A 17,076-nucleotide genomic window follows, 5' to 3' on the forward strand; every position below is an offset into this window, starting at 1 on the left:
GGGCACGATGAACCGGTGGGTTACCGACTGACGCAGTACGCGCACGGCGGCGGCTGCGCGTGCAAGATCCCGCCGGGCGAACTGGAGGCGGCCGTGGCCGGCCTGACCGGCGCGGCGCCCGTGGCGCCACCGGGTGAGCTGCTCGTGGGCCTCGACACCGGCGACGACGCGGCCGCGGTCCGGATCTCCGGCGACACCGCGCTGATCGCCACCACGGACTTCTTCACCCCGGTCGTCGACGACGCCTACGACTGGGGCCGGATCGCCGCGGCCAACGCGCTGTCCGACGTCTACGCCATGGGCGGCACCCCGGTGGTGGCGGTCAACCTGCTGGGCTGGCCGCGCGAGACGCTGCCGTTCGAGCTGGCCGCCGAGGTGCTGCGCGGCGGCCTCGACGTCTGCGCCGAGGCGGGCTGCCACCTGGCGGGCGGGCACAGCATCGACGACCCGGAGCCGAAGTACGGCCTCGCGGTGACCGGCGTCGCCGATCCGTCGCGGCTGCTGCGCAACGACGCGGGCCGCGCGGGCGTACCGCTGACGCTGACCAAGCCCCTCGGCGTCGGCGTGCTCAACTCGCGGCACAAGGCCACCGGCGAGCGGTTCCCGCAGGCCATCGAGGCGATGACGACGCTGAACGCGCCGGCGTCCCGGGCCGCGCTGGCCGCCGGGGCGGTGTGCGCGACCGACGTGACGGGGTTCGGCCTGCTCGGCCACCTGCACAAGCTGGCGCGCGCGAGCGGCGTCACGGCCCGGCTGGACCCGGCGGCGGTGCCGTACCTGGAGGGCGCGCGGGAGGCGCTGCGCGACGGCTACGTCAGCGGCGGCACCCGGCGCAACCTCGACTGGGTCCGCCCGCACGCGGAGCTGTCCCGGATCTCGGAGGAGGAAGCGCTGCTGCTGGCGGACGCGCAGACGTCGGGCGGGTTGCTGGTGGCCGGGGAGCTGCCGGGCCACCCGGTGATCGGGACCCTGGAGCCGCGATCGGACCACACGATCGTCGTGGGCTGAGTTTCCGGCCCGGCCGGCCCGGGTACGCGGGGTGGGGAAACGATCAGGAGGTGTGCGATGCCCGCTCCGGACCGGACCAGCCTCGAGCAGCACCTGTCCGACACCGAGTACCCCTGCGGCCGCGACGAGCTCTTGCGCCGAGCCGCGGCGGCGGGAGGCGGCGACTCGGTGCTGGGCTCGCTCGGCGGGCTGCCGGACAGCGACCGCTACGACAACTTCGACGCGGTGTGGGAGGCGGTGTCCGCCAAACACATCGGCGGGGCGCCCTAGGAGAGCCGCTCCACGGCGTCCCGGGCCTCCCGGAGGTCGGCGCCGGTGCGTTCGCGGTAGGCCTTGATCGCCTGGATCTTCTTGCCCTGCCGCAGCAGTTCGGTGACCTCGGCGAGTTCCGGCTCCGTGGTGGGCACGCCGAGCCGCTCGGCGATCGCGTCGAGCTTCGCTCCACCCGCGCCAGCCGCCGATCGACCCGCCCCAGCCGCCGCTCCGTGGCCGACGACGCCAGTCCGACGACCGCGACCAGCGCGACGACACCGAGCAAGAGCATCCCGTAGTCCATACCGCGGCATGCTACTTCCGGAAATTGTCGGTGCCGGTGGCTAGGGTGACGCCATGACCATACTGACCGACCGTCCGCACACCGCGCTGGTAGTCATCGACGTCCAGAACGGCGTGATGGAGACGGCACACGACCGCGAAACCGTCGTTGCAAACATCGTCGCGCTGGTGGACCGCGCCCGCGCCGCCGGCACCGAGGTGGTGTGGGTCCAGCACACCAGCGACGAGCTGCCCCGGGGAAGCCAGACGTGGGAGTACGTGCCGGAACTGGTGCGCCGGGAAGCGGAACCCTTGGTGCACAAGGAGTACGGCGACTCGTTCGAGGACACGGACTTGGAGGAGGTGCTGGCGAGCAGGGGAATCGGCTCGCTGGTGGTGGCGGGCGCGCAGACGGACGCGTGCATCCGCTCGACGCTGCACGGAGCGCTGGCGCGGGGATATGACGTGACGCTGGTTTCGGACGCGCACTCGACGGAGGACCTGTCGGCGTATGGCGCCCCGCCACCCGGGCAGGTCATCGCGCACACGAACTTGTACTGGAAGTACCAGACCGCGCCGGGCCGGACGGCCGGGACGGTGGAGACGGCCGAGGTGGAGTTCGGGGTGAAGGCGGAGGTCTGAGCCGGGAGGTTCTGCTGGGCTGGGCGGGCCGGGCGGGCCGGGCCGCCGGGTGAGGTGACTTCGCGCTGGGCGCGGAACGCGTTGGCCAGCGCCCCGCGCAGGCTTGCCCACGTACGCCAACGACTACCAAGCGAGCCAAGGGGCGAACCCGAGTCGCCGCACAGCCGTGGTGGAGCGGCCGGCCCGCCTGCCGTGGTTGCGCGGCCAGGCCCGCCAGCCGCGGTGGAGCGGCCGGGCCTGCCAGCGGTCGAGTGGCTGGGCTCGCCAGTCGTGGTGGAGCGGCCGGACCCGCCGGCCGCTCCACCGCGGCGGAGCGGCCGGGCGTGCCCGCCGCGGCGAGTTGGCGTGCCCGGCCCTCCCGGACGCGCGCATCCTGCCCGCGCCGCCGGACCGCGTCCAGCACCCTCGCGATGATCACCTCGCGCCCCAACCGGTTTCTCAACGCAACGCGTCGCGCAACGTCCGGGCCACCCGGGCCATCAGCACCTCCGCCTCCGGCTGGAGGACCGCCGGCACCCTCGACTCCGTCAGGGCCACCACCGCGAACACACCTCCGTTCGCGTGCTCGACCACGCCCATCTCGTGCCGCAAATTGAGCAGCGTTCCCGTCTTCGACGACCAGCGGGCCGCGTCGGAGGCGAAGTCGGGGGTCAAACGGTGGCGGATCATGTTGTTCGCCATCAGGTCGCGGACGCCCGCCGCCACCGAGGGGTCGATCCTCGACGGCCGCCACAGCGCCTCCAGCAACGAAACCAGCGCCCGGGCCGAGGCCGAGTTCGCGCGGGTGACGTCGAGCTGCGGGACGCGGTGGCCCTGGCCCGCCGTCGACGCGCCGATCGCCAGTGCGTGGGCCAAGTGCGCGTCGCCCTCCGAGAAGCGCTCGGCCGGCGTCTCCACCAGGTCGCGCATCAGGTGGCGCACCGCGATCCCGGGCAGACCCCACTCCCCCAGCATCCGCGTGACCTCCGGCGGCGGCGTCAGTCCGAAGAGGACGTCCGCGGCCGTCCCGTCGCTCAGGGACGTGCTCAGGTACACCAGGTCGCCGACCGCGACGCGGGCCGGGTGGCGGAAGCGGGTCAAGCCGATCGGGCCCGGGGTCGTGACGCCGCCGGGCGGGACCTCCAGCTGGGTGGCCGCGTCGAGCTCGCCGCGGCGGATGCGGTCCAGGGTGGCCGCCGCCAACGGGACCTTGACCAGGGAGGCGATCGGGTACTCGCGGTCCGGGTCGAGGCCGATTTCGGCGCCCGTGCGCAGGTCGCGGACCAGGAACGAGCCGCGCAGGCCGCCGTCGTCCAGGGCCGCGCGCAGGTCGCGGACCAGGGCCGCGGTCACCGGGTCGCTCCGAGGCACCGGCCGACCGCCGCACGCAACGTCGTCCGGAGCCGGTCCGCGTCCTCGGCCAGCGGCGCCGTGACGCCGAAGCCGCGCGCGAGGTCCAGCTCGCCGATCGGGCGCCAGGTCAGGCCCAGGTCCTCCGCCTGCGCCGGTGAGCACAGCAGCAGGTCCTGCGACGCGAACACCTCCGCGGCCGCCGCCGTCAGCGCCTCGGCCACCGCCACCTGGGCCGGGGACAGCCCCACCGCGTCCCGCACGCGCAGCACCCGGTCCCGGACGTGCGGGACGTCGTCTTCCGGCTGGATCCAGACACGCCGCCGCACGGCCGCCGCCCGGCCCGGCCGCAGCGTCTCCAGGTGCACGACCCGGCCCGGCATCGCCCCGACGCCGGCCACGCCCAGCGGCACCGACCACACGGCTTCCTCGGCCGGGACGGCGGTGAGCGCGGCCCGCACCTCGCTCGTCCGGACGAGCGCGGCCCGCTCCCCCGGCCCCGCCTCGCGGAACTCCAGGTGGATCCCCATGCCCCTGGCTTCGGCGGCGAGCCCGGCGAGCTCCCGCACCCCGCACGTCGCCGGCACGGCCACCCGCACCGGCCGCAGCCGGGCGCGCCGCGCGTCGTGTTCCATCTCCTCGGCCAGCTGCACGAGCCGCCGGGCGGAGGGCAGCACGTCCCGGCCGAACGGCGTCAGCCTCGCCCGGCGGGTCGAGCGGTCGAAGAGCCGCTCCCCGAAATGCCGTTCGAGCGCGGCGATGCGCCGGCTCGCGACCGGCTGCGGGATCCGCGCGAGCGCCGCGCCCGCCGTGAAACTCCCCGTCTCGCTCACGCTCACGAACGCCCTGCAGCCGCCGACCAGGTCCACGACCACACCTTATGCCAGATCGGCATCGAACCGCGCACTTCCGTCTTGGACAGCATGGACGATCGTCGTGAGACTGCGAGGACGATCAAGAAACCGGAAGGATGTCTTCGTGCCGTTCCCCCGAGCCCGGCAGGCCGCGCTCGCCGCCCTGCTCCTCGTTCCGCTGACCGCCTGCACCGCGGAACCGGCGAAAACACCGAACACGCCGGAAGCGACACCGACCCGAGCCACGACACGGACCGCGGCACCGCAACCGGACTTCGCCCCGCTCGAACGCAGCTTCGACGCCCGCCTCGGCGTGTACGCCCTCGACACCGGCTCCGGCCGCGAGATCGCCCACCGCGCCGACGAGCGCTTCGGCTACGCCTCGACGCACAAGGCGTTCTCGGCCGCCGCGGTGCTCCAGCGCACCAACATGGCCGACCTCGCGAAAGTGCTGACCTACCGCCGGGCCGACCTGCAGGAGAACTCCCCGGTCACCGAAAAGCACGTCGACACCGGCATTTCGCTGCGCGACGCGATCGACGCGGCGTTGCGCTACAGCGACAACACCGCCGCGAACCTGCTGTTCCAGCAACTCGGCGGGCCGCCGGGACTCGCCGCCGCGCTGCGGGCGATCGGCGACACGACCACCCACGTCGACCGGACCGAACCCGCGCTCAACGACCTCGCGCCGGGCGACCTCCGCGACACCAGCACCCCGCGCGCGATGGCCGGCAGCCTGCGCACCTTCGCCCTCGGCGACGCGCTCCCGCCGGACAAGCGCGCCCTGTACACGGACATGATGCGCGCCAACCGGACCGGCGCGACCGTGATCCGGGCGGGCACGCCGGCCGGCTGGGCCGTCGCCGACAAGACCGGCACCGGCGAATACGCCACGCGCAACGACATCGCGGTCGTCTGGCCGCCGGGGCGGGCACCGATCGTCCTCGCGATCATGTCCAGCCGCCAGGCCGAGGACGCCGACCACGACGACCGGCTCATCGCGCAGGCGGCGAAGCTGACACTCGACGCCCTGAAGGGGAACTAACCGAAGAGCCGCAGCACTTCCGAGGAGACGTCGTCGAGCCAGCCGGCCCGCTGGGCGGGGTCGGCGTCGGCCACCACCCGCAGGACGAGCCGCCGCACCTCCGGCTCCCCGAGGTAGGGCGCGAGGCAGCGCCGCCAGATCGCGTCCAGGGGGTCGCCGAACAGCGTCCGCTCCCGCTCCTCCGGGGTGTCGGAGGTGTTGACCACCAGCATCCGCCGCAGGGACAGCAGCGACTCGGGTGCGCCGCCGGCGTCGTCGAGGCGGTAGGCCACGCCGGGGACGAGGATCCGGTCGAGCCAGCCGCCGAGGATCGCGGGCGGCTTGCCCCACCAGTTGGGGTGGATCGCGACGAGCCCGCCGGCCTCCCGCAGTTCCGAACGGTGCCGCCGCACCAGCGGGTCCGGTTCGGCCGCGAGGAACTCCTCCACCCGGGCCCCGCTGGTGTAGGCCTCTTTCGCGGTCAGCACCGGGTCGAAGCCTTCGGCGTACAGGTCGTGGAACCGCACCGGCACCCCGGCCCGCTCCAGCGCGTCGACCACTCGCGCGGCGAGTGCGTGGTTGAAGCTGCCGGGCCGGGGATGGGCCAGCAGGACCACCACCGGCTTTGCGTCGATCACCATGATCGCGCCATCCTGCCACGGCGCACCGCGGGTCCCGCGGAGCGTTCAGCCCGCGTTGGCCAGCAAGCCCGGCCCGGCCGGCGCGCTGCTCACCAGGCACCGGTGGCACGGCATCCCCCGCAGCCCGTCCAGCACTTCGGCTTCCCCGGGGAAGATCGACTCCCCGCACAGCGCCGTCAGCTGCTCGGGCACCGGGCCGGACGGCACCGGGATCAGGTGACAGACGCGTCTGCTCTCGCCGACGACGCCTCGGCGTAGCCGCACCAGTGCGAGCATCCCACCGTTCTCACCCATGCCAGCACGGTAAGCGACGAACAGCGCAACGGCTTCGTGCCGTCGGCCCAACGATCTTGGGCACCGGTGGTCCCGGACACCAAAGTCACGCCGGGGACAGCACCGCCGAGCCCAGGCGGCGGCACAGGGCCAGCGCCAGCTCGACGTCCAACCGCGACTCGCCGAGGCCGCGGGGCAACAGCTCCTGGGCCTTGCGGACGCGGTACTGCACCGAATTCTTGTGCATGGTCAGCTCCGCGGCCGCCGCCGTGTAACTGCCGCCCGTGCTCAGGAACACCTGGAGCGTCTCGCGCAGGCGGCCGCAGTTCTCGTCGTCGGCGGCCAGCGGGCCGAGGCTGCTCGCGACCCACAGTCGGGCCGCGTTCAGGTCGCTCGTCATCAGTGCCACCGTGCCGACCTCGCGGAAGGTCAGCACGCGGTCGCAGTGCTCCCCCGCCGCCAGCGCCAGCGCGTGCACCCGGCGGGCCTGCTGGTGGGTGTCGCGGAAACCGGCGACCCCGGTGCCGGGATCGCCGACGGTCACCCGGACTCCGGCTTCGGCGAGCGCCGCGTCGAGGTGCTCGCGGCCGACCGTCGCGCCCGGGGCGAGCGGGAGCCACACCCAGGCGCTGGCCTCGTCGCGCGGGACGAACAGCGGACGGCCTTGCCCGCCGACGCGCTCGGACACCGCGACCGCGACCGATTCCAGCAACGACAGCGCATCGTCGACCAGGGCCGCCGACGCGTGCCAGACGATCATGCCCACGTGCGTGCCGCGCAGGCGGTAGCCGATCAGCGCCTCGGCCGCGTCGACGTCGGGCGGGCCGCCGTTGCCGTCGAGCAGGTCCGCCACCTTCGCCGCCCGCGCGGCACTGCGGTTGAGCAGCCAGCGGTCGCGTTCGTCCTGGTAGACGGCGACGAGGTGGCGGACGACCCGGGTGATGAACTCGTAGGCGACCCGCAGCAGCCGGCGCATCATGGCCCCGAGCAGGGCCGCGTCGTCGACGAGCCGGGTGCACTCCTGGAACCCGAAGTCGAGCATCGCGGCCTGCCCGAGGTCGTACGCGCGGATCAGGTCGAACACCGGCGTGCCGCGCTGGGCCAGCCGCCGCGCGTACTCGATCGCCGCGGCCGGCGGCTCGACACCGGCCGGGTCGATGCCGTGCCGGAAGATCTGCAGCGCCGTCTCGATGTTCTGGTACACGCTCGACGACAGCAGGCTCACCATGCGCTCGTCGTCGTTGACCAGCTGCGGCAGGTCGGCGGCGTACAGCTGGACCAGTTCGCCGGTCAGTTCGCCCGCGCGGTCGGCGAGGGTGGCGGCGATCTGCCGGATGCGGTCCGAGACGACTTCTTCGTCCACCATGGAGCCACCTTAGGGGGTGACGCTTCAAGCTAGCCGAGGAACTCGTCGATCAAGTCGAACGTCCGGTCCGGAGCCTGCAGCGCCGGCTGGTGCCCGGCGCCCGCCACCACCTCGAACCGGGCGTCGGCGAACCCCACCGCATACGCCTTGCCGAACGCCGGCGGGACGACGACGTCGTCTTCGCCCCAGATCAGCAGGGCCGGGACCCGGACCCGCGCGAGCCGGCGCAGCAGCTTCGGGTCGGCGAGGCCCGGGCCGGCGTAGGCCCGCATCGCGGCCAGGTCTGCCGGGTCCGGTCCGGGCGCGCCGGGCGGCGGCTGCGGCAGGCGCACCGGGTGTCCCTCGATCTCCGGGCCGATCGCGTCGAGCAGCACGAGCCGGCCGAGGCGCCGGCCACGGTCCCGCACGGCCAGTTCGGCCGCCACCCAGCCGCCGAACGAACTGCCCACCACGACGACGTCCTCGAGGCCTTCGTCGTCCAGGAGGTCGAGGTAGGCCAGGGCGAGGTCGTCGACGCCGGTGAACGCGTCCGGCCGCGGGGTGCCCGACCAGCCCGGGTGCGTGGGCGCCAGCACACGGGCGCGCGGCGCGAAGTGTTCGACGATCGGGGTGACGCTGCGTGGTCCGGCGCCGCCGTGCAGGACGAGCACGGCACGGTCGCCGCCGCCGGTGTCGACGAGGTCGAATTCCATGGGTTTCCTTCCGTCAGTGTTGTGCGGCGAAGCGGGTCATCTGCTCGACCATCGCGTCGGGCGCGCCGGCGGCGAAGCAGGCTTCGAGGTTGTCCGCCGAGGCCCGCGCGGCTTCTTCCGCGCGGGGGAACATCGCGGCTTCGTAGTCCGAGAGAGCGCTTTCGACGTCGTCGTGGCCGGCCAGCGCGAGGGCCAGCTCGGTGGCGTCCAGCATGGCCAGGTTCGCGCCCTCGCCGGCGAACGGCGACATGACGTGCGCGGCGTCGCCGAGCAGGGTCACGCCCGGCACGCGTGACCAGCGGTGGCCGACCGGCAGGGCGTGGATCGGCCGCGGGATCAGGGGTTCGTCGCTGTCCGCGACCAGGGCCCGCAGTTCCGGGGCGAAGTCGGCGAAGACGTCGAGGAGCCGATTCCGGTCGGCGAACCCGGCGGCGTCCTCGGCCCGGACCGCGGCGTACACCCGGATGCGGCCGCCGCCGGTGCGCTGGGCGATCAGCCCTTTCCCTTCGGCGAGCGCGAACATCGAGCCCGGCCCGACCAGCGCCGCCACGGCCGGGTGCCGGTCGTCCACATCGGACAGCCGGGCTTCCACGAAGGACAGACCGGAATGGCGGGGCACGGCCTCCGAAAGCACCGGCCGGACCTTCGACCAGGCGCCGTCCGCGCCGACCACCAGGTCCGCTTCGACGACCTCGCCGGTGGCCAGGGTGAGCCGCCCCGGTGACACCGCGGCCACCTTGGTACCCCAGCGGACGACGCCGTCCGGCAGCGATCCGGCCAGGATCCCCTTGAGCTCGCCGCGATCGACCTCCGGCCGCGTCCCGTCGCCACCGGTTTCCTCGAACCGGACCGTGCCGTGCCGGTCGAGGATGCGCAGCGCCTCGCCCTCCTCGCGGACGACGGCGCGGAACTCCGCCGTCAGCCCGGCTTCGGCCAGCGCCCGCTGACCGGACTCCTCGTGCAGGTCGAGGGTGCCGCCCTGGTCGCGGGCGGCCGGTGACGCTTCGAGTTCGTAGACGGCCGAAGCGATTCCGCGCGTGTGCAGGATCCGGGCCAGCGTGAGGCCGCCGAGGCCGCCGCCGGCGATCGCGATCGACGGCGTCATCAGGCCTCCCCCGAGCCCGGGCGCGGGGTGGCGAGCGCGCCGTTCAGCAGTGCGTCGAACGCCCACCTCGCGCGGGCGGGGCCGGGGCCGGACACCAGGTCGGTGGCCAGCGCGGCGATGTGCGGGTGCGTCCCCGGCGAGACGCCGGCCAGGGACTCGGTCATCACCTCGTGCTCGCGCGCGGCACCGGGCCGCTCCCGGCGGCTGCCGTGTTCGACGGCCGTCGCGGTGGCGGTGAGCAGCAGGACGTCGACCGCCCACGCGGCCTGCCCCGGTGCCATACCGCCCTCGTCGAGCAGGGCCAGCACCGCCTCGACGAGGGCCAGGTAGTGCGGGCCGCTCAGCCGGGTCACCAGCGCGACCCGGGCCAGGCTCGGGTGGGCGAACAGCACCGACCGGTAGGAGTCCAGCACCGCCCACAGGCGTTCGCGCCAGTCCCCTTCGCCGGTCAGGGCGACCTCGGCGAGCAGTTCGTCGAGCACCGCGGCGTGCAGCTCCTCGGTGTCCTTGACGTAGACGTAGAGCGAGGCGGCGCCGGTGTCGAGCTCCTTGGCGAGCCGGCGCATGGTGACGCGCTCGACGCCTTCGGCGCGCATGACCGCGACAGCGGCCGCCACGATCCCCTCGCGCGTCAACGCCGGCTTCGCCGGGCGTTCCCGGCGGTTGTACGTGCTTCCCGGAGTCATGCCTCCACTGTAGCGAACATGTTCGTTGCGAGCACGTTCGAGACGAACATGTTCGTAGTGATCCACGCCACACGAATCAACACATCATTCGGGTGCGTGGAATGCGACATTCGGATCCACCATTTTGTTAAGTCGTCCGTTAAGCACCACCTCGAAAGACTCGAAAATAATCGCGAAAGTGCGAGCGCGATTATTTTCGAGGTCCAGACCACTGGGGAAAGATCACCCGTACGGCGGCTTCTCCTTGCACCGCAACGATGCCGGACGAGCGATGGGAGCGGCGCACGGTTTTCGAAACTGCCTTACACGACATTTGGCGCTTGTGGCAACTCTCCACGAGCGGTATATCTGGGTGACCTGAATTCGCACACGGCCGCCTCGCACAGCCGGCCGGTTCGATGCCGCCCTTCCCCCGCTCCCCGGAGGCACCACCATGCACCGCCTTGACCCCGCCCGCGACCACGTCATCGGGCTCTACCGCATCGTCATCGGCTTCCTGTTCGCCTGCCACGGCCTCAAGTCGCTCTTCGGCCTGTTCGGGGCGAAGTCCACCGTCGCCGTCGGCACCTGGCCCGGCTGGTGGGCCGCGGTGATCCAGCTCGTGTGCGGCGTGCTCGTCTGCGTCGGCCTCGGGACCCGGGTCGCCGCCGTGCTCGGTTCCGGCTCGATGGCCTACGCGTACTTCGTCGTCCACCTGCCGACCGGCCTGTTCCCGATCCAGAACGGCGGCGAAGCGGCCGCGCTGTTCTGCTGGTCGCTGCTGCTCGTCGCGTTCGTCGGCGCGGGCCGCTTCGCGCTGGACAACCTGACCGTCCGGCAGCGGTCCTCCGAGCCGACCCGGGCCGGCGCCGCAGTCTAGGAGGAGCGCGAGATCCCGATGCCGCTGCGCGCGTCGGGACCGTACTTCGCCAGCTCCCCCGCGAGGTCGAGCCGCCCGATCGACGCGCCCTTCGCGCGGTCCTCTTCGGTCAGCAGCTCGCGGGGGATGATCCAGACGACCTCGAACTCCAGCCCGCTGGGATCCTTGGCGTACAAGGACTTCGTGGTTCCGTGGTCGGACGAGCCGACCAGCGCGCCCGCTTCGGTGAGCCGGGCGGCGAGCCGCTCGAGGTCGCCGAGCGTGTCGACCTCCCACGCGAGGTGGTACAGCCCGACCGAGGTCCGCCCGGCGCCGGAGTCCGCGGCGTCCGGGCCGATCTCGAAGAGCCCGAGGTCGTGGTCGTTGGCCGAGCCGGGCGCCCGCAGGAACGCCGCGCCCCGGTGCGCGTCCCCGCCGTCGATGTACCCGAAGCCGAGCACGTCCCGGTAGAACGCCACGCTTTCGGCCAGGTCGCGGACGTAGAGCACGGCGTGGTTCAGGCGGAAGATCGACATCGGGGCTCCGTGCTGCGCGCAGATCGGTTGAAGTTTCAACTTAATGTTAAGCGCGTGTTCAGCACCGGTCAACCCACCAGTGCCGCCACCCACAGCCCGCCGAGCCAGGCCGCGTACCGCTCGTCGGACCACCCGCGCTGCTCGACGAGCCGGTGCCACAGCGTCCCGTCCGTCGTGGACCACAGCACGTCCCGGCACTCGTCTTCGGACACCCCCAGCCGCCCGGTCGCCGCGGCGGCCCGGGCGTGTTCGGCCATCGCCGCCAGCCGCTCGCGGTCGATTTCCTCGAGCAACGCCGCCGCCGCGGGCTCACTCGCCGCCGCGCCGCGCACGGCCAGGTGCAGCCGCGCGGTCCGCCGCATGACGGCGGTGTTGACGACGGCCAGCGCCGCGAACCGGGCGGGCAGCTCGGGCTCGGCGAACACGGCCCGCAGTTCCGGACGCTCCAGCAGGGGCACGTCCTGCTCGTCCCCGCCCACGGCCACATCCCACGCGCGGTGCAGCAGCGCGGGCTTGTTCTTGAACGCCGCGTAGACGGTCTCGGGAGCGACCCCGGCCTCGGCGGCGACGTCCGCGATGGTCGTCCGGCCGTAACCGCGCGTGACGAACAGGGCGTGCGCCGCACTGAGGATCCGCCGCCGGTTCTCCAGCGCCTGCTCCCGGCGCCGGCTCGAGTCGTACTGACGCTTGACGGGCCCGTTCATCCGATACATCCTCACTGTATTGAAAACAGCACGACTGTATTGGAGTCATCATGCCATCCCCCACCGACGCTTTCCTGGCCGAGATGCTGCCGCGGCAGCTCGCCGCCGAAGAAGCCATCCACGACGGCGACGCCGGCCCCCGCAGCGAGACCTGGTCGCACACCGATCCGGTAAGCCTCTTCGGCGCCTGGCTGCCCCTCCGGACCGGCTGGGCCGACGTCGGCGAGGCGTTCAAGCGCGTCGCGGCCCAGTTTTCCGGCTCGCAGGACTACCGCTTCGAGATCGTCGCCGCCGGCGCGAGCGGCGACCTCGCCTACACCGTCGGCTTCGAGCACAACGTCGTGTCGGTCAACGGCAAGCCCACGACGTACACCCTGCGCGCCACGCACGTGTACCGCCGCGAGAACGGCGAGTGGAAGATCGTCCACCGCCACGGCGACCGGCCGCCGGACGAACCGGAGCCCGGGGAAACGCTGACCGGCACCCACTCTCGGTAGGTCCGCCGACCGACCGGGCGACAAACCTTCGACACCGCATCGAGGCCCTGGTCAGAGCCACCGGCGGTTCGTAGGGTAGGTCCACCGCAGGACACCGTGTCAGCTGTCCCGCGGGCGGTGGTGCCCCCGGATCCGACCTTTCCCCGAAGCCAAGTCCCGGGGCATCACCGCATCGATCAGCCCTCCCACCGACGTTCCGGCGCACCCCCGGCGGCGCGACCGTGCTCGACGCGCCGGACTTCCCCGCCGAGCCGCGGCCGATCGCGACCTACCCCACCAGCGAACCCGCTTCACCGTCGCCTTCGGACGCATTTACATACATACACCATGTATGTAACCATGGCCGCATGACGAAGCGCAGCGAAGCACTGGGTCAGGAGCACCGCGTCCGGCTGCCCGCCGGCGAGGTGCGGTACTTCGAGCGGGGCGCCGGCGCCCCGGTGGTGTTCGTGCACGGGGTGCTGACGAACGCCGAACTGTGGCGGAAGGTCGTGCCCGACGTGGCCGCGGCCGGGTTCCGGTGCCTGGCGCCGGATCTGCCGCTCGGCGCGCACGACCTGCCGATGCGCGCGGACGCCGACCTCTCCCCCACCGGCAACGCCGACGTCATCGCCGACTTCCTCGACGCGCTGGACCTGCGGGACGTCACGCTCGTCGCGAACGACACCGGCGGCGCGCTGACGCAGATCCTGCTCGGCCGGCGCCCCGAGCGAGTCGGCCGGGTCGTGCTCACGCCGTCGGACTGCTTCGAGTACTTCTTCCCGCCGATCTTCAAGGCGCTGCCGCCGCTCGCCCGGATCCCCGGGTCGATGGCGGTGCTCGGGCAGCTGCTGCGGATCCGGGCGCTGCACCCGCTGCCGGTCCTCTTCGGCTGGGTCGTCAAGCGGCCGCTGCCGGACGCCGTCGCGCAGGCCTACCTTTCGCCGCTGCGCAAGTCCGCCGGGGTTCGGCGTGACCTGCGGAAGCTGCTGCGGGAGGTGCATCCGCGGCACACCCTGGCCGCCGCGGAGAAGCTGCGGACCTTCGACCGGCCCGTGCTTCTCGCGTGGGCGCCGGAGGACAAGCTGTTCCCGATCCGGCTGGCCCACCGGCTCGCCGAGCTGCTGCCGGACGCGAAACTCGTGGAGGTGCCGGACTCCTACACCTTCCTGTCCGAGGACCAGCCGGCGGTGCTGGCCCGCCACGTCGTCGAGTTCGCGGGCGTCATGGCAGATTAGGCGGGTGCGACGTACCCAGCAGGACCGTTCCGCCGGCACGAAGGCCGCCCTGGTCGCCGCCGCGCGCGAACTGTTCGCCGCCCGCGGCTACCAGGCCGTGCCGGCCGACGAGATCACCCGCGCCGCCGGGGTCACCCGCGGCGCGCTGTACCACCACTACGCCGACAAGCAGGGCCTGTTCCGGGCCGTCGTCGAGGAGCTGGAACGCGAGCTGACCGAGGAGGTCCGGGCCGCGTTCGCCGCCGGCAGCGACCCCCTTTCCGGCATGTTGCAGGGCCTCGGTGTGTTCCTCGACGCGTGTCTGCGCGAGGAGGTTCGCCGCATTTCCCTCACCGACGCCCCCGCCGTGCTCGGCTGGGACGTCTGGCGCGAGATCGAGGCGGAGTACGGCCTCGGCCTGATCGTCGCCGTGCTGGAGCAGGCCAGGGCGGACGGGCTGATCGTCGAGCTGCCCGTCCGCGCCCTGGCCCAGCTGGTGCTCAGTGCGGTGATGGAAGCGGCGCGGATGATCGCCGCGGCCGACGACCCGGCCCGCACCCGCGCCGAAGTGCAGGAGGTCCTCGGCGGCTGGCTCGGCAGCCTGGTGCGGACCTAGCGTGTCCGGTAGGTGCTGAGGATCGCCGGCCCGACCCGGGTGGCCGAGACCAGGTGGAAGTCCACGGCGTCGACGAAGAGCCGCCGGCCCGTTCCGGCGACGCTCGGGAAGACGAGCAGGCGGTACTCGTCGACGAGGCCGTGGCGGGCGAGCTCCTGGGCGATCCCGACCGAGCCGATGATGACGACGTCCCGTTCTTCCCGGGCGACCGCTTCGGCGAGCTCTCCTTGCAGCAGCGCGGAGTTCTGCCACGCGGACACGTCGTGGAGGGTCCGCGTGGCGACCAGTTTCGCGGCGGCGTTGAGCCGGTCGGGGAACTCGCCCGAGCGGCCGGGCCAGAGCTTCGCGAACTGCTCCCACGTTGCTCGCCCGAACAGCAGGACGCCGGTGTCCAGCAGGGACCCGAGCCGGAACTTGTCCCCCGCCACCGCGTCCGGGCCGTGCCGGAACGCCCAGCCGCCGGCGGGGGTGCCGCCGCTGCCGTCGGGGTCCTCGACGACGCCGTCCAGGGTGGTGAACTCGACGACGATCACGCTCATGACTGCTCCCGGTGTCTCCCTCGCCGCGCCCCGGTGGCGCGGCCGCACCGGTACCTACCGGCGGCGGCCGCCGGATTCATCGGCCGCCGCCGGAACTTTTTTCCTACGCCGTCACCAGGGACAGGCCGTAGGTCTGCAGGATCTCGTTGACCGGCTGGAACCAGGTCTCCCCGCCGGAGCCGCAGTTGCCCCAGCCGCCGGAGGTGACGCCTTGGGCCTGGTCGCCGGTGATGAACGAGCCGCCGGAGTCGCCGGGCTCGGCGCAGACGTTGGTGCGGGTCATCTGGTAGACGGCGCCCTGGGCGTAGTTGACCGTCTCGTTCTGGCCCAGCACCGTGCCGCAGTGCCAGTGCGTGGTCGAGCCGGAGCGGCACACCGACGTGCCGACCGGCGCGACCCAGGAGCCGCGGACGAGCGCGTCGCTCACCGTGCCCCAGCCGAGCACGACGGGCGCGGTCCACCAGCCGCCGCCGATCCTGATGAACGAATAGTCGTTGCCCGGGAAGGACGAGCCGGCGAAGGTGCCCATCCACGAGCCGTCCCAGCCGACGACCGAGCTGCCGGTGCCGCCGCAGTGCCCGGCGCTGACGAACCCGCCCTGGACGGAGAAGCCGATCGAGCAGCGGGTGTTGCCGTTGATGTAGTAGGGGTCGCCGCCGACGGTGCCGGCCGAGAAGGGCCGCGCGGCCGGCGCGGTCTGGACGGTGACCGGGCCGGCGGCGCGGGCCTTCGCGAGAAAGGCGTCGACGTCGGCGCCGTGCGCACCCGGCTGCAGGGTGACCACGACGCTGCCGGCGCGGGGGTCGGTCCGCCAGCCGCTGACGGCGGCCGGGGCGGGCTTCGCCTTGGCCGACGCGTCGATCGCGGCCTTGGCGGCGTCGAGTTTCGCCGCGCTGGTCGTGGCCGCGACGGGCTCGGCACCGGCCTGCCGGACGGCGGCGGCCGCGGCCGGGTCGGTCACGCCGACCACCAGCTTGCCCCGCGCGGGGTCGAACCACGCCCCGCCGAACGCGGCACCGGCGGCCTGCTGCGCGCCGGGCAGCACCCGGGAGGCGGTCATTTCCTGGGTGAGCCGGGCCGACGCCTGGGCGGCGGTGAGCCCGAGGTCCCGCTGCATGGCGGCGATCAGCCCGGGTGAGGCTTGGGCGACGGCGGGGGTGAGGGCGGTCAGGGACGCGGTGAGGACGGCGGCGGCGCTGCCGAGGGTCAGGGCGATTCTTCGACGCATGGGAACTCCTCCAAGGCCGGGGGAAAGAAACACACCGTCCGCAGAGTGTGCGGGTGAGGTCCGCGCCGGGGCCAGATTTGTCCGGTCTTCTGTCCGATTTCCACGCTTGTTGTCCACTGTGGATAGTGAAGATTGCTTGCCCGGCAGGGATTTTGCCGCGCACGCCGGAGAGGCGGACCGGCTCTCGGGCCGCCCCGCGTCGGTGTCGCCACCCCTTCTTCGCGGCGTTGGGAAAGGTCTGAACCAAGTAGAACACGTTTCCACGACGGCGAGCGCGGACAGGAGTCTGGCGGGCACCGGACGTGCCCGGCCGTCCCCTGGCCACTACGGCCCCGAATGGGAGAACTCCGGGCACGACGCCGCCCGGCCACCGATTTTCCGGTGGCCGGGCGGTTCCGTGCCCGGAATCAGATTTCGTCGACCTGGTAGGCGATCACCCGGGCCGGCACGAGGAGCGCACCGGAGCACTCCGCGACCGCGGGGCCGAATCCGTACGGCACCGGAAGACCGGCGACCAGCCAGAACGCGCTGCCGTTCGAGCAGTGCGCGAGGACGCGGTACCCGTAGCCCTCACCGGGGAAGCAGCTGACGGAGACGCCCTGTCCGAACAGGGTCCCGTAACGCTCGCCGAAGCAGCCGGGTGGCGCGAAATCACCGGTCGCCGCGGCCGCCGGCACGACCGACAGACCGAACAGGGAAAACACCGCGATCGCAAAAACCGCGCATTTCCTTCGCATGACCACTCCTCCGACGCCGAGAACCCGACGT

General features: G+C 72.9%; 22 protein-coding genes. 8 read left to right on the forward strand and 14 right to left on the reverse strand.

Features of this window, described 5'->3' with window-relative positions:
* Positions 1–15: 15 nt before the first annotated feature.
* Together selD and ACWDN5_RS08675 are read left to right on the forward strand one after the other, a co-directional pair.
* The gene (gene selD / locus ACWDN5_RS08670; protein WP_449675573.1) at positions 16–1,008 is read left to right on the forward strand and encodes a selenide, water dikinase SelD; all 993 of its coding nucleotides are present in this window, start codon (positions 16–18) and stop codon (positions 1,006–1,008) included.
* A gap of 57 nt (positions 1,009–1,065) precedes the next feature.
* Positions 1,066–1,278, forward strand: a complete 213-nt coding sequence (locus ACWDN5_RS08675) for a DUF2795 domain-containing protein (protein WP_310973123.1) — start codon at positions 1,066–1,068, stop codon at positions 1,276–1,278.
* Here the strand turns inward: ACWDN5_RS08675 and ACWDN5_RS08680 are convergent.
* The gene (locus tag ACWDN5_RS08680; RefSeq protein WP_449675575.1) at positions 1,275–1,415 is read right to left on the reverse strand and encodes a hypothetical protein; all 141 of its coding nucleotides are present in this window, start codon (positions 1,413–1,415) and stop codon (positions 1,275–1,277) included. The two genes, ACWDN5_RS08675 and ACWDN5_RS08680, sit on opposite strands and share 4 nt — an antisense overlap.
* A gap of 202 nt (positions 1,416–1,617) precedes the next feature.
* Between ACWDN5_RS08680 and ACWDN5_RS08685 the strand changes: the two genes are divergently transcribed.
* Entirely contained in the window at positions 1,618–2,184 is a 567-nt protein-coding gene (locus ACWDN5_RS08685) for a cysteine hydrolase family protein (protein WP_449675577.1), read from the forward strand.
* A 438-nt stretch (positions 2,185–2,622) separates the two neighbouring features.
* On the opposite strand, the gene ACWDN5_RS08690 is transcribed toward ACWDN5_RS08685, so the two are convergent.
* Both ACWDN5_RS08690 and ACWDN5_RS08695 read right to left on the reverse strand, forming a co-directional pair.
* Positions 2,623–3,516 (reverse strand): serine hydrolase, encoded by an 894-nt coding sequence (locus ACWDN5_RS08690; RefSeq protein ID WP_449675579.1) that lies wholly within the window; start codon positions 3,514–3,516, stop codon positions 2,623–2,625.
* Complete coding sequence (locus ACWDN5_RS08695) at positions 3,513–4,382, reverse strand: LysR family transcriptional regulator (protein WP_449675581.1); 870 nt, start codon at positions 4,380–4,382, stop codon at positions 3,513–3,515. The genes ACWDN5_RS08690 and ACWDN5_RS08695 overlap by 4 nt, the downstream gene beginning before the upstream one ends.
* A 109-nt stretch (positions 4,383–4,491) precedes the next feature.
* Between ACWDN5_RS08695 and bla the strand changes: the two genes are divergently transcribed.
* On the forward strand, positions 4,492–5,412 hold the full coding sequence (bla, locus tag ACWDN5_RS08700; protein WP_449675583.1) for a class A beta-lactamase: 921 nt from the start codon (positions 4,492–4,494) through the stop codon (positions 5,410–5,412).
* Here bla and ACWDN5_RS08705 read toward each other — a convergent pair.
* The 6 genes from ACWDN5_RS08705 to ACWDN5_RS08730 all read right to left on the reverse strand — a co-directional run bounded on the left by ACWDN5_RS08705 (position 5,409) and on the right by ACWDN5_RS08730 (position 10,154).
* Positions 5,409–6,032 carry an NAD(P)H-dependent oxidoreductase gene (locus ACWDN5_RS08705; protein ID WP_449675585.1) on the reverse strand — a complete coding sequence of 208 codons (624 nt, stop codon included), beginning with the start codon at positions 6,030–6,032 and terminating at the stop codon, positions 5,409–5,411. The two genes, bla and ACWDN5_RS08705, sit on opposite strands and share 4 nt — an antisense overlap.
* A gap of 45 nt (positions 6,033–6,077) precedes the next feature.
* Entirely contained in the window at positions 6,078–6,326 is a 249-nt protein-coding gene (locus ACWDN5_RS08710) for a hypothetical protein (RefSeq protein ID WP_310973131.1), read from the reverse strand.
* Between the two features lie 85 nt (positions 6,327–6,411).
* The gene (locus ACWDN5_RS08715) at positions 6,412–7,671 is read right to left on the reverse strand and encodes a PucR family transcriptional regulator (protein ID WP_449675587.1); all 1,260 of its coding nucleotides are present in this window, start codon (positions 7,669–7,671) and stop codon (positions 6,412–6,414) included.
* Between the two features lie 29 nt (positions 7,672–7,700).
* The gene (locus tag ACWDN5_RS08720) at positions 7,701–8,363 is read right to left on the reverse strand and encodes an alpha/beta fold hydrolase (protein WP_449675589.1); all 663 of its coding nucleotides are present in this window, start codon (positions 8,361–8,363) and stop codon (positions 7,701–7,703) included.
* Positions 8,364–8,376: 13 nt separating this feature from the next.
* On the reverse strand, positions 8,377–9,468 hold the full coding sequence (locus ACWDN5_RS08725; RefSeq protein WP_449675591.1) for an FAD-dependent oxidoreductase: 1,092 nt from the start codon (positions 9,466–9,468) through the stop codon (positions 8,377–8,379).
* A complete protein-coding gene (locus ACWDN5_RS08730) occupies positions 9,468–10,154 on the reverse strand; it encodes a TetR/AcrR family transcriptional regulator C-terminal domain-containing protein (RefSeq protein WP_449675593.1) in 687 nt (228 codons plus the stop codon). Before ACWDN5_RS08730 ends, ACWDN5_RS08725 begins: the two co-directional genes overlap by 1 nt.
* Positions 10,155–10,587: 433 nt before the next feature.
* Here ACWDN5_RS08730 and ACWDN5_RS08735 point away from each other — a divergent pair, with 433 nt between their 5' ends.
* Positions 10,588–11,013, forward strand: coding sequence for a DoxX family protein (locus ACWDN5_RS08735; RefSeq protein WP_449675595.1), 426 nt, complete (start codon positions 10,588–10,590; stop codon positions 11,011–11,013).
* On the opposite strand, the gene ACWDN5_RS08740 is transcribed toward ACWDN5_RS08735, so the two are convergent.
* Both ACWDN5_RS08740 and ACWDN5_RS08745 read right to left on the reverse strand, forming a co-directional pair.
* Positions 11,010–11,528, reverse strand: coding sequence for a VOC family protein (locus ACWDN5_RS08740; RefSeq protein WP_449675597.1), 519 nt, complete (start codon positions 11,526–11,528; stop codon positions 11,010–11,012). The genes ACWDN5_RS08735 and ACWDN5_RS08740 overlap by 4 nt on opposite strands.
* Before the next feature lie 68 nt (positions 11,529–11,596).
* The gene (locus ACWDN5_RS08745; RefSeq protein WP_449675599.1) at positions 11,597–12,232 is read right to left on the reverse strand and encodes a helix-turn-helix domain-containing protein; all 636 of its coding nucleotides are present in this window, start codon (positions 12,230–12,232) and stop codon (positions 11,597–11,599) included.
* A 50-nt stretch (positions 12,233–12,282) separates the two neighbouring features.
* Here ACWDN5_RS08745 and ACWDN5_RS08750 point away from each other — a divergent pair, with 50 nt between their 5' ends.
* The 3 genes from ACWDN5_RS08750 (at position 12,283) to ACWDN5_RS08760 (ending at position 14,541) form a co-directional block, all read left to right on the forward strand.
* Positions 12,283–12,729 (forward strand): YybH family protein, encoded by a 447-nt coding sequence (locus tag ACWDN5_RS08750; RefSeq protein WP_449675601.1) that lies wholly within the window; start codon positions 12,283–12,285, stop codon positions 12,727–12,729.
* A gap of 347 nt (positions 12,730–13,076) precedes the next feature.
* Positions 13,077–13,946, forward strand: coding sequence for an alpha/beta fold hydrolase (locus ACWDN5_RS08755; protein WP_449675604.1), 870 nt, complete (start codon positions 13,077–13,079; stop codon positions 13,944–13,946).
* 4 nt (positions 13,947–13,950) lie between these two features.
* Positions 13,951–14,541: a TetR/AcrR family transcriptional regulator gene (locus tag ACWDN5_RS08760; RefSeq protein WP_310973141.1), complete on the forward strand. Its 591-nt coding sequence runs from the start codon at positions 13,951–13,953 to the stop codon at positions 14,539–14,541.
* Here the strand turns inward: ACWDN5_RS08760 and ACWDN5_RS08765 are convergent.
* From ACWDN5_RS08765 to ACWDN5_RS08775, 3 genes are all read right to left on the reverse strand, one after another.
* Positions 14,538–15,080 (reverse strand): dihydrofolate reductase family protein, encoded by a 543-nt coding sequence (locus tag ACWDN5_RS08765; RefSeq protein WP_449675606.1) that lies wholly within the window; start codon positions 15,078–15,080, stop codon positions 14,538–14,540. The genes ACWDN5_RS08760 and ACWDN5_RS08765 overlap by 4 nt on opposite strands.
* A 103-nt stretch (positions 15,081–15,183) precedes the next feature.
* Positions 15,184–16,308 (reverse strand): S1 family peptidase, encoded by a 1,125-nt coding sequence (locus tag ACWDN5_RS08770; protein ID WP_449675607.1) that lies wholly within the window; start codon positions 16,306–16,308, stop codon positions 15,184–15,186.
* A 407-nt stretch (positions 16,309–16,715) separates the two neighbouring features.
* Positions 16,716–17,045, reverse strand: coding sequence for a hypothetical protein (locus tag ACWDN5_RS08775; RefSeq protein ID WP_310973144.1), 330 nt, complete (start codon positions 17,043–17,045; stop codon positions 16,716–16,718).
* Positions 17,046–17,076 lie beyond the last annotated feature (31 nt).

This window comes from Amycolatopsis sp. NPDC003731, from assembly GCF_053586895.1.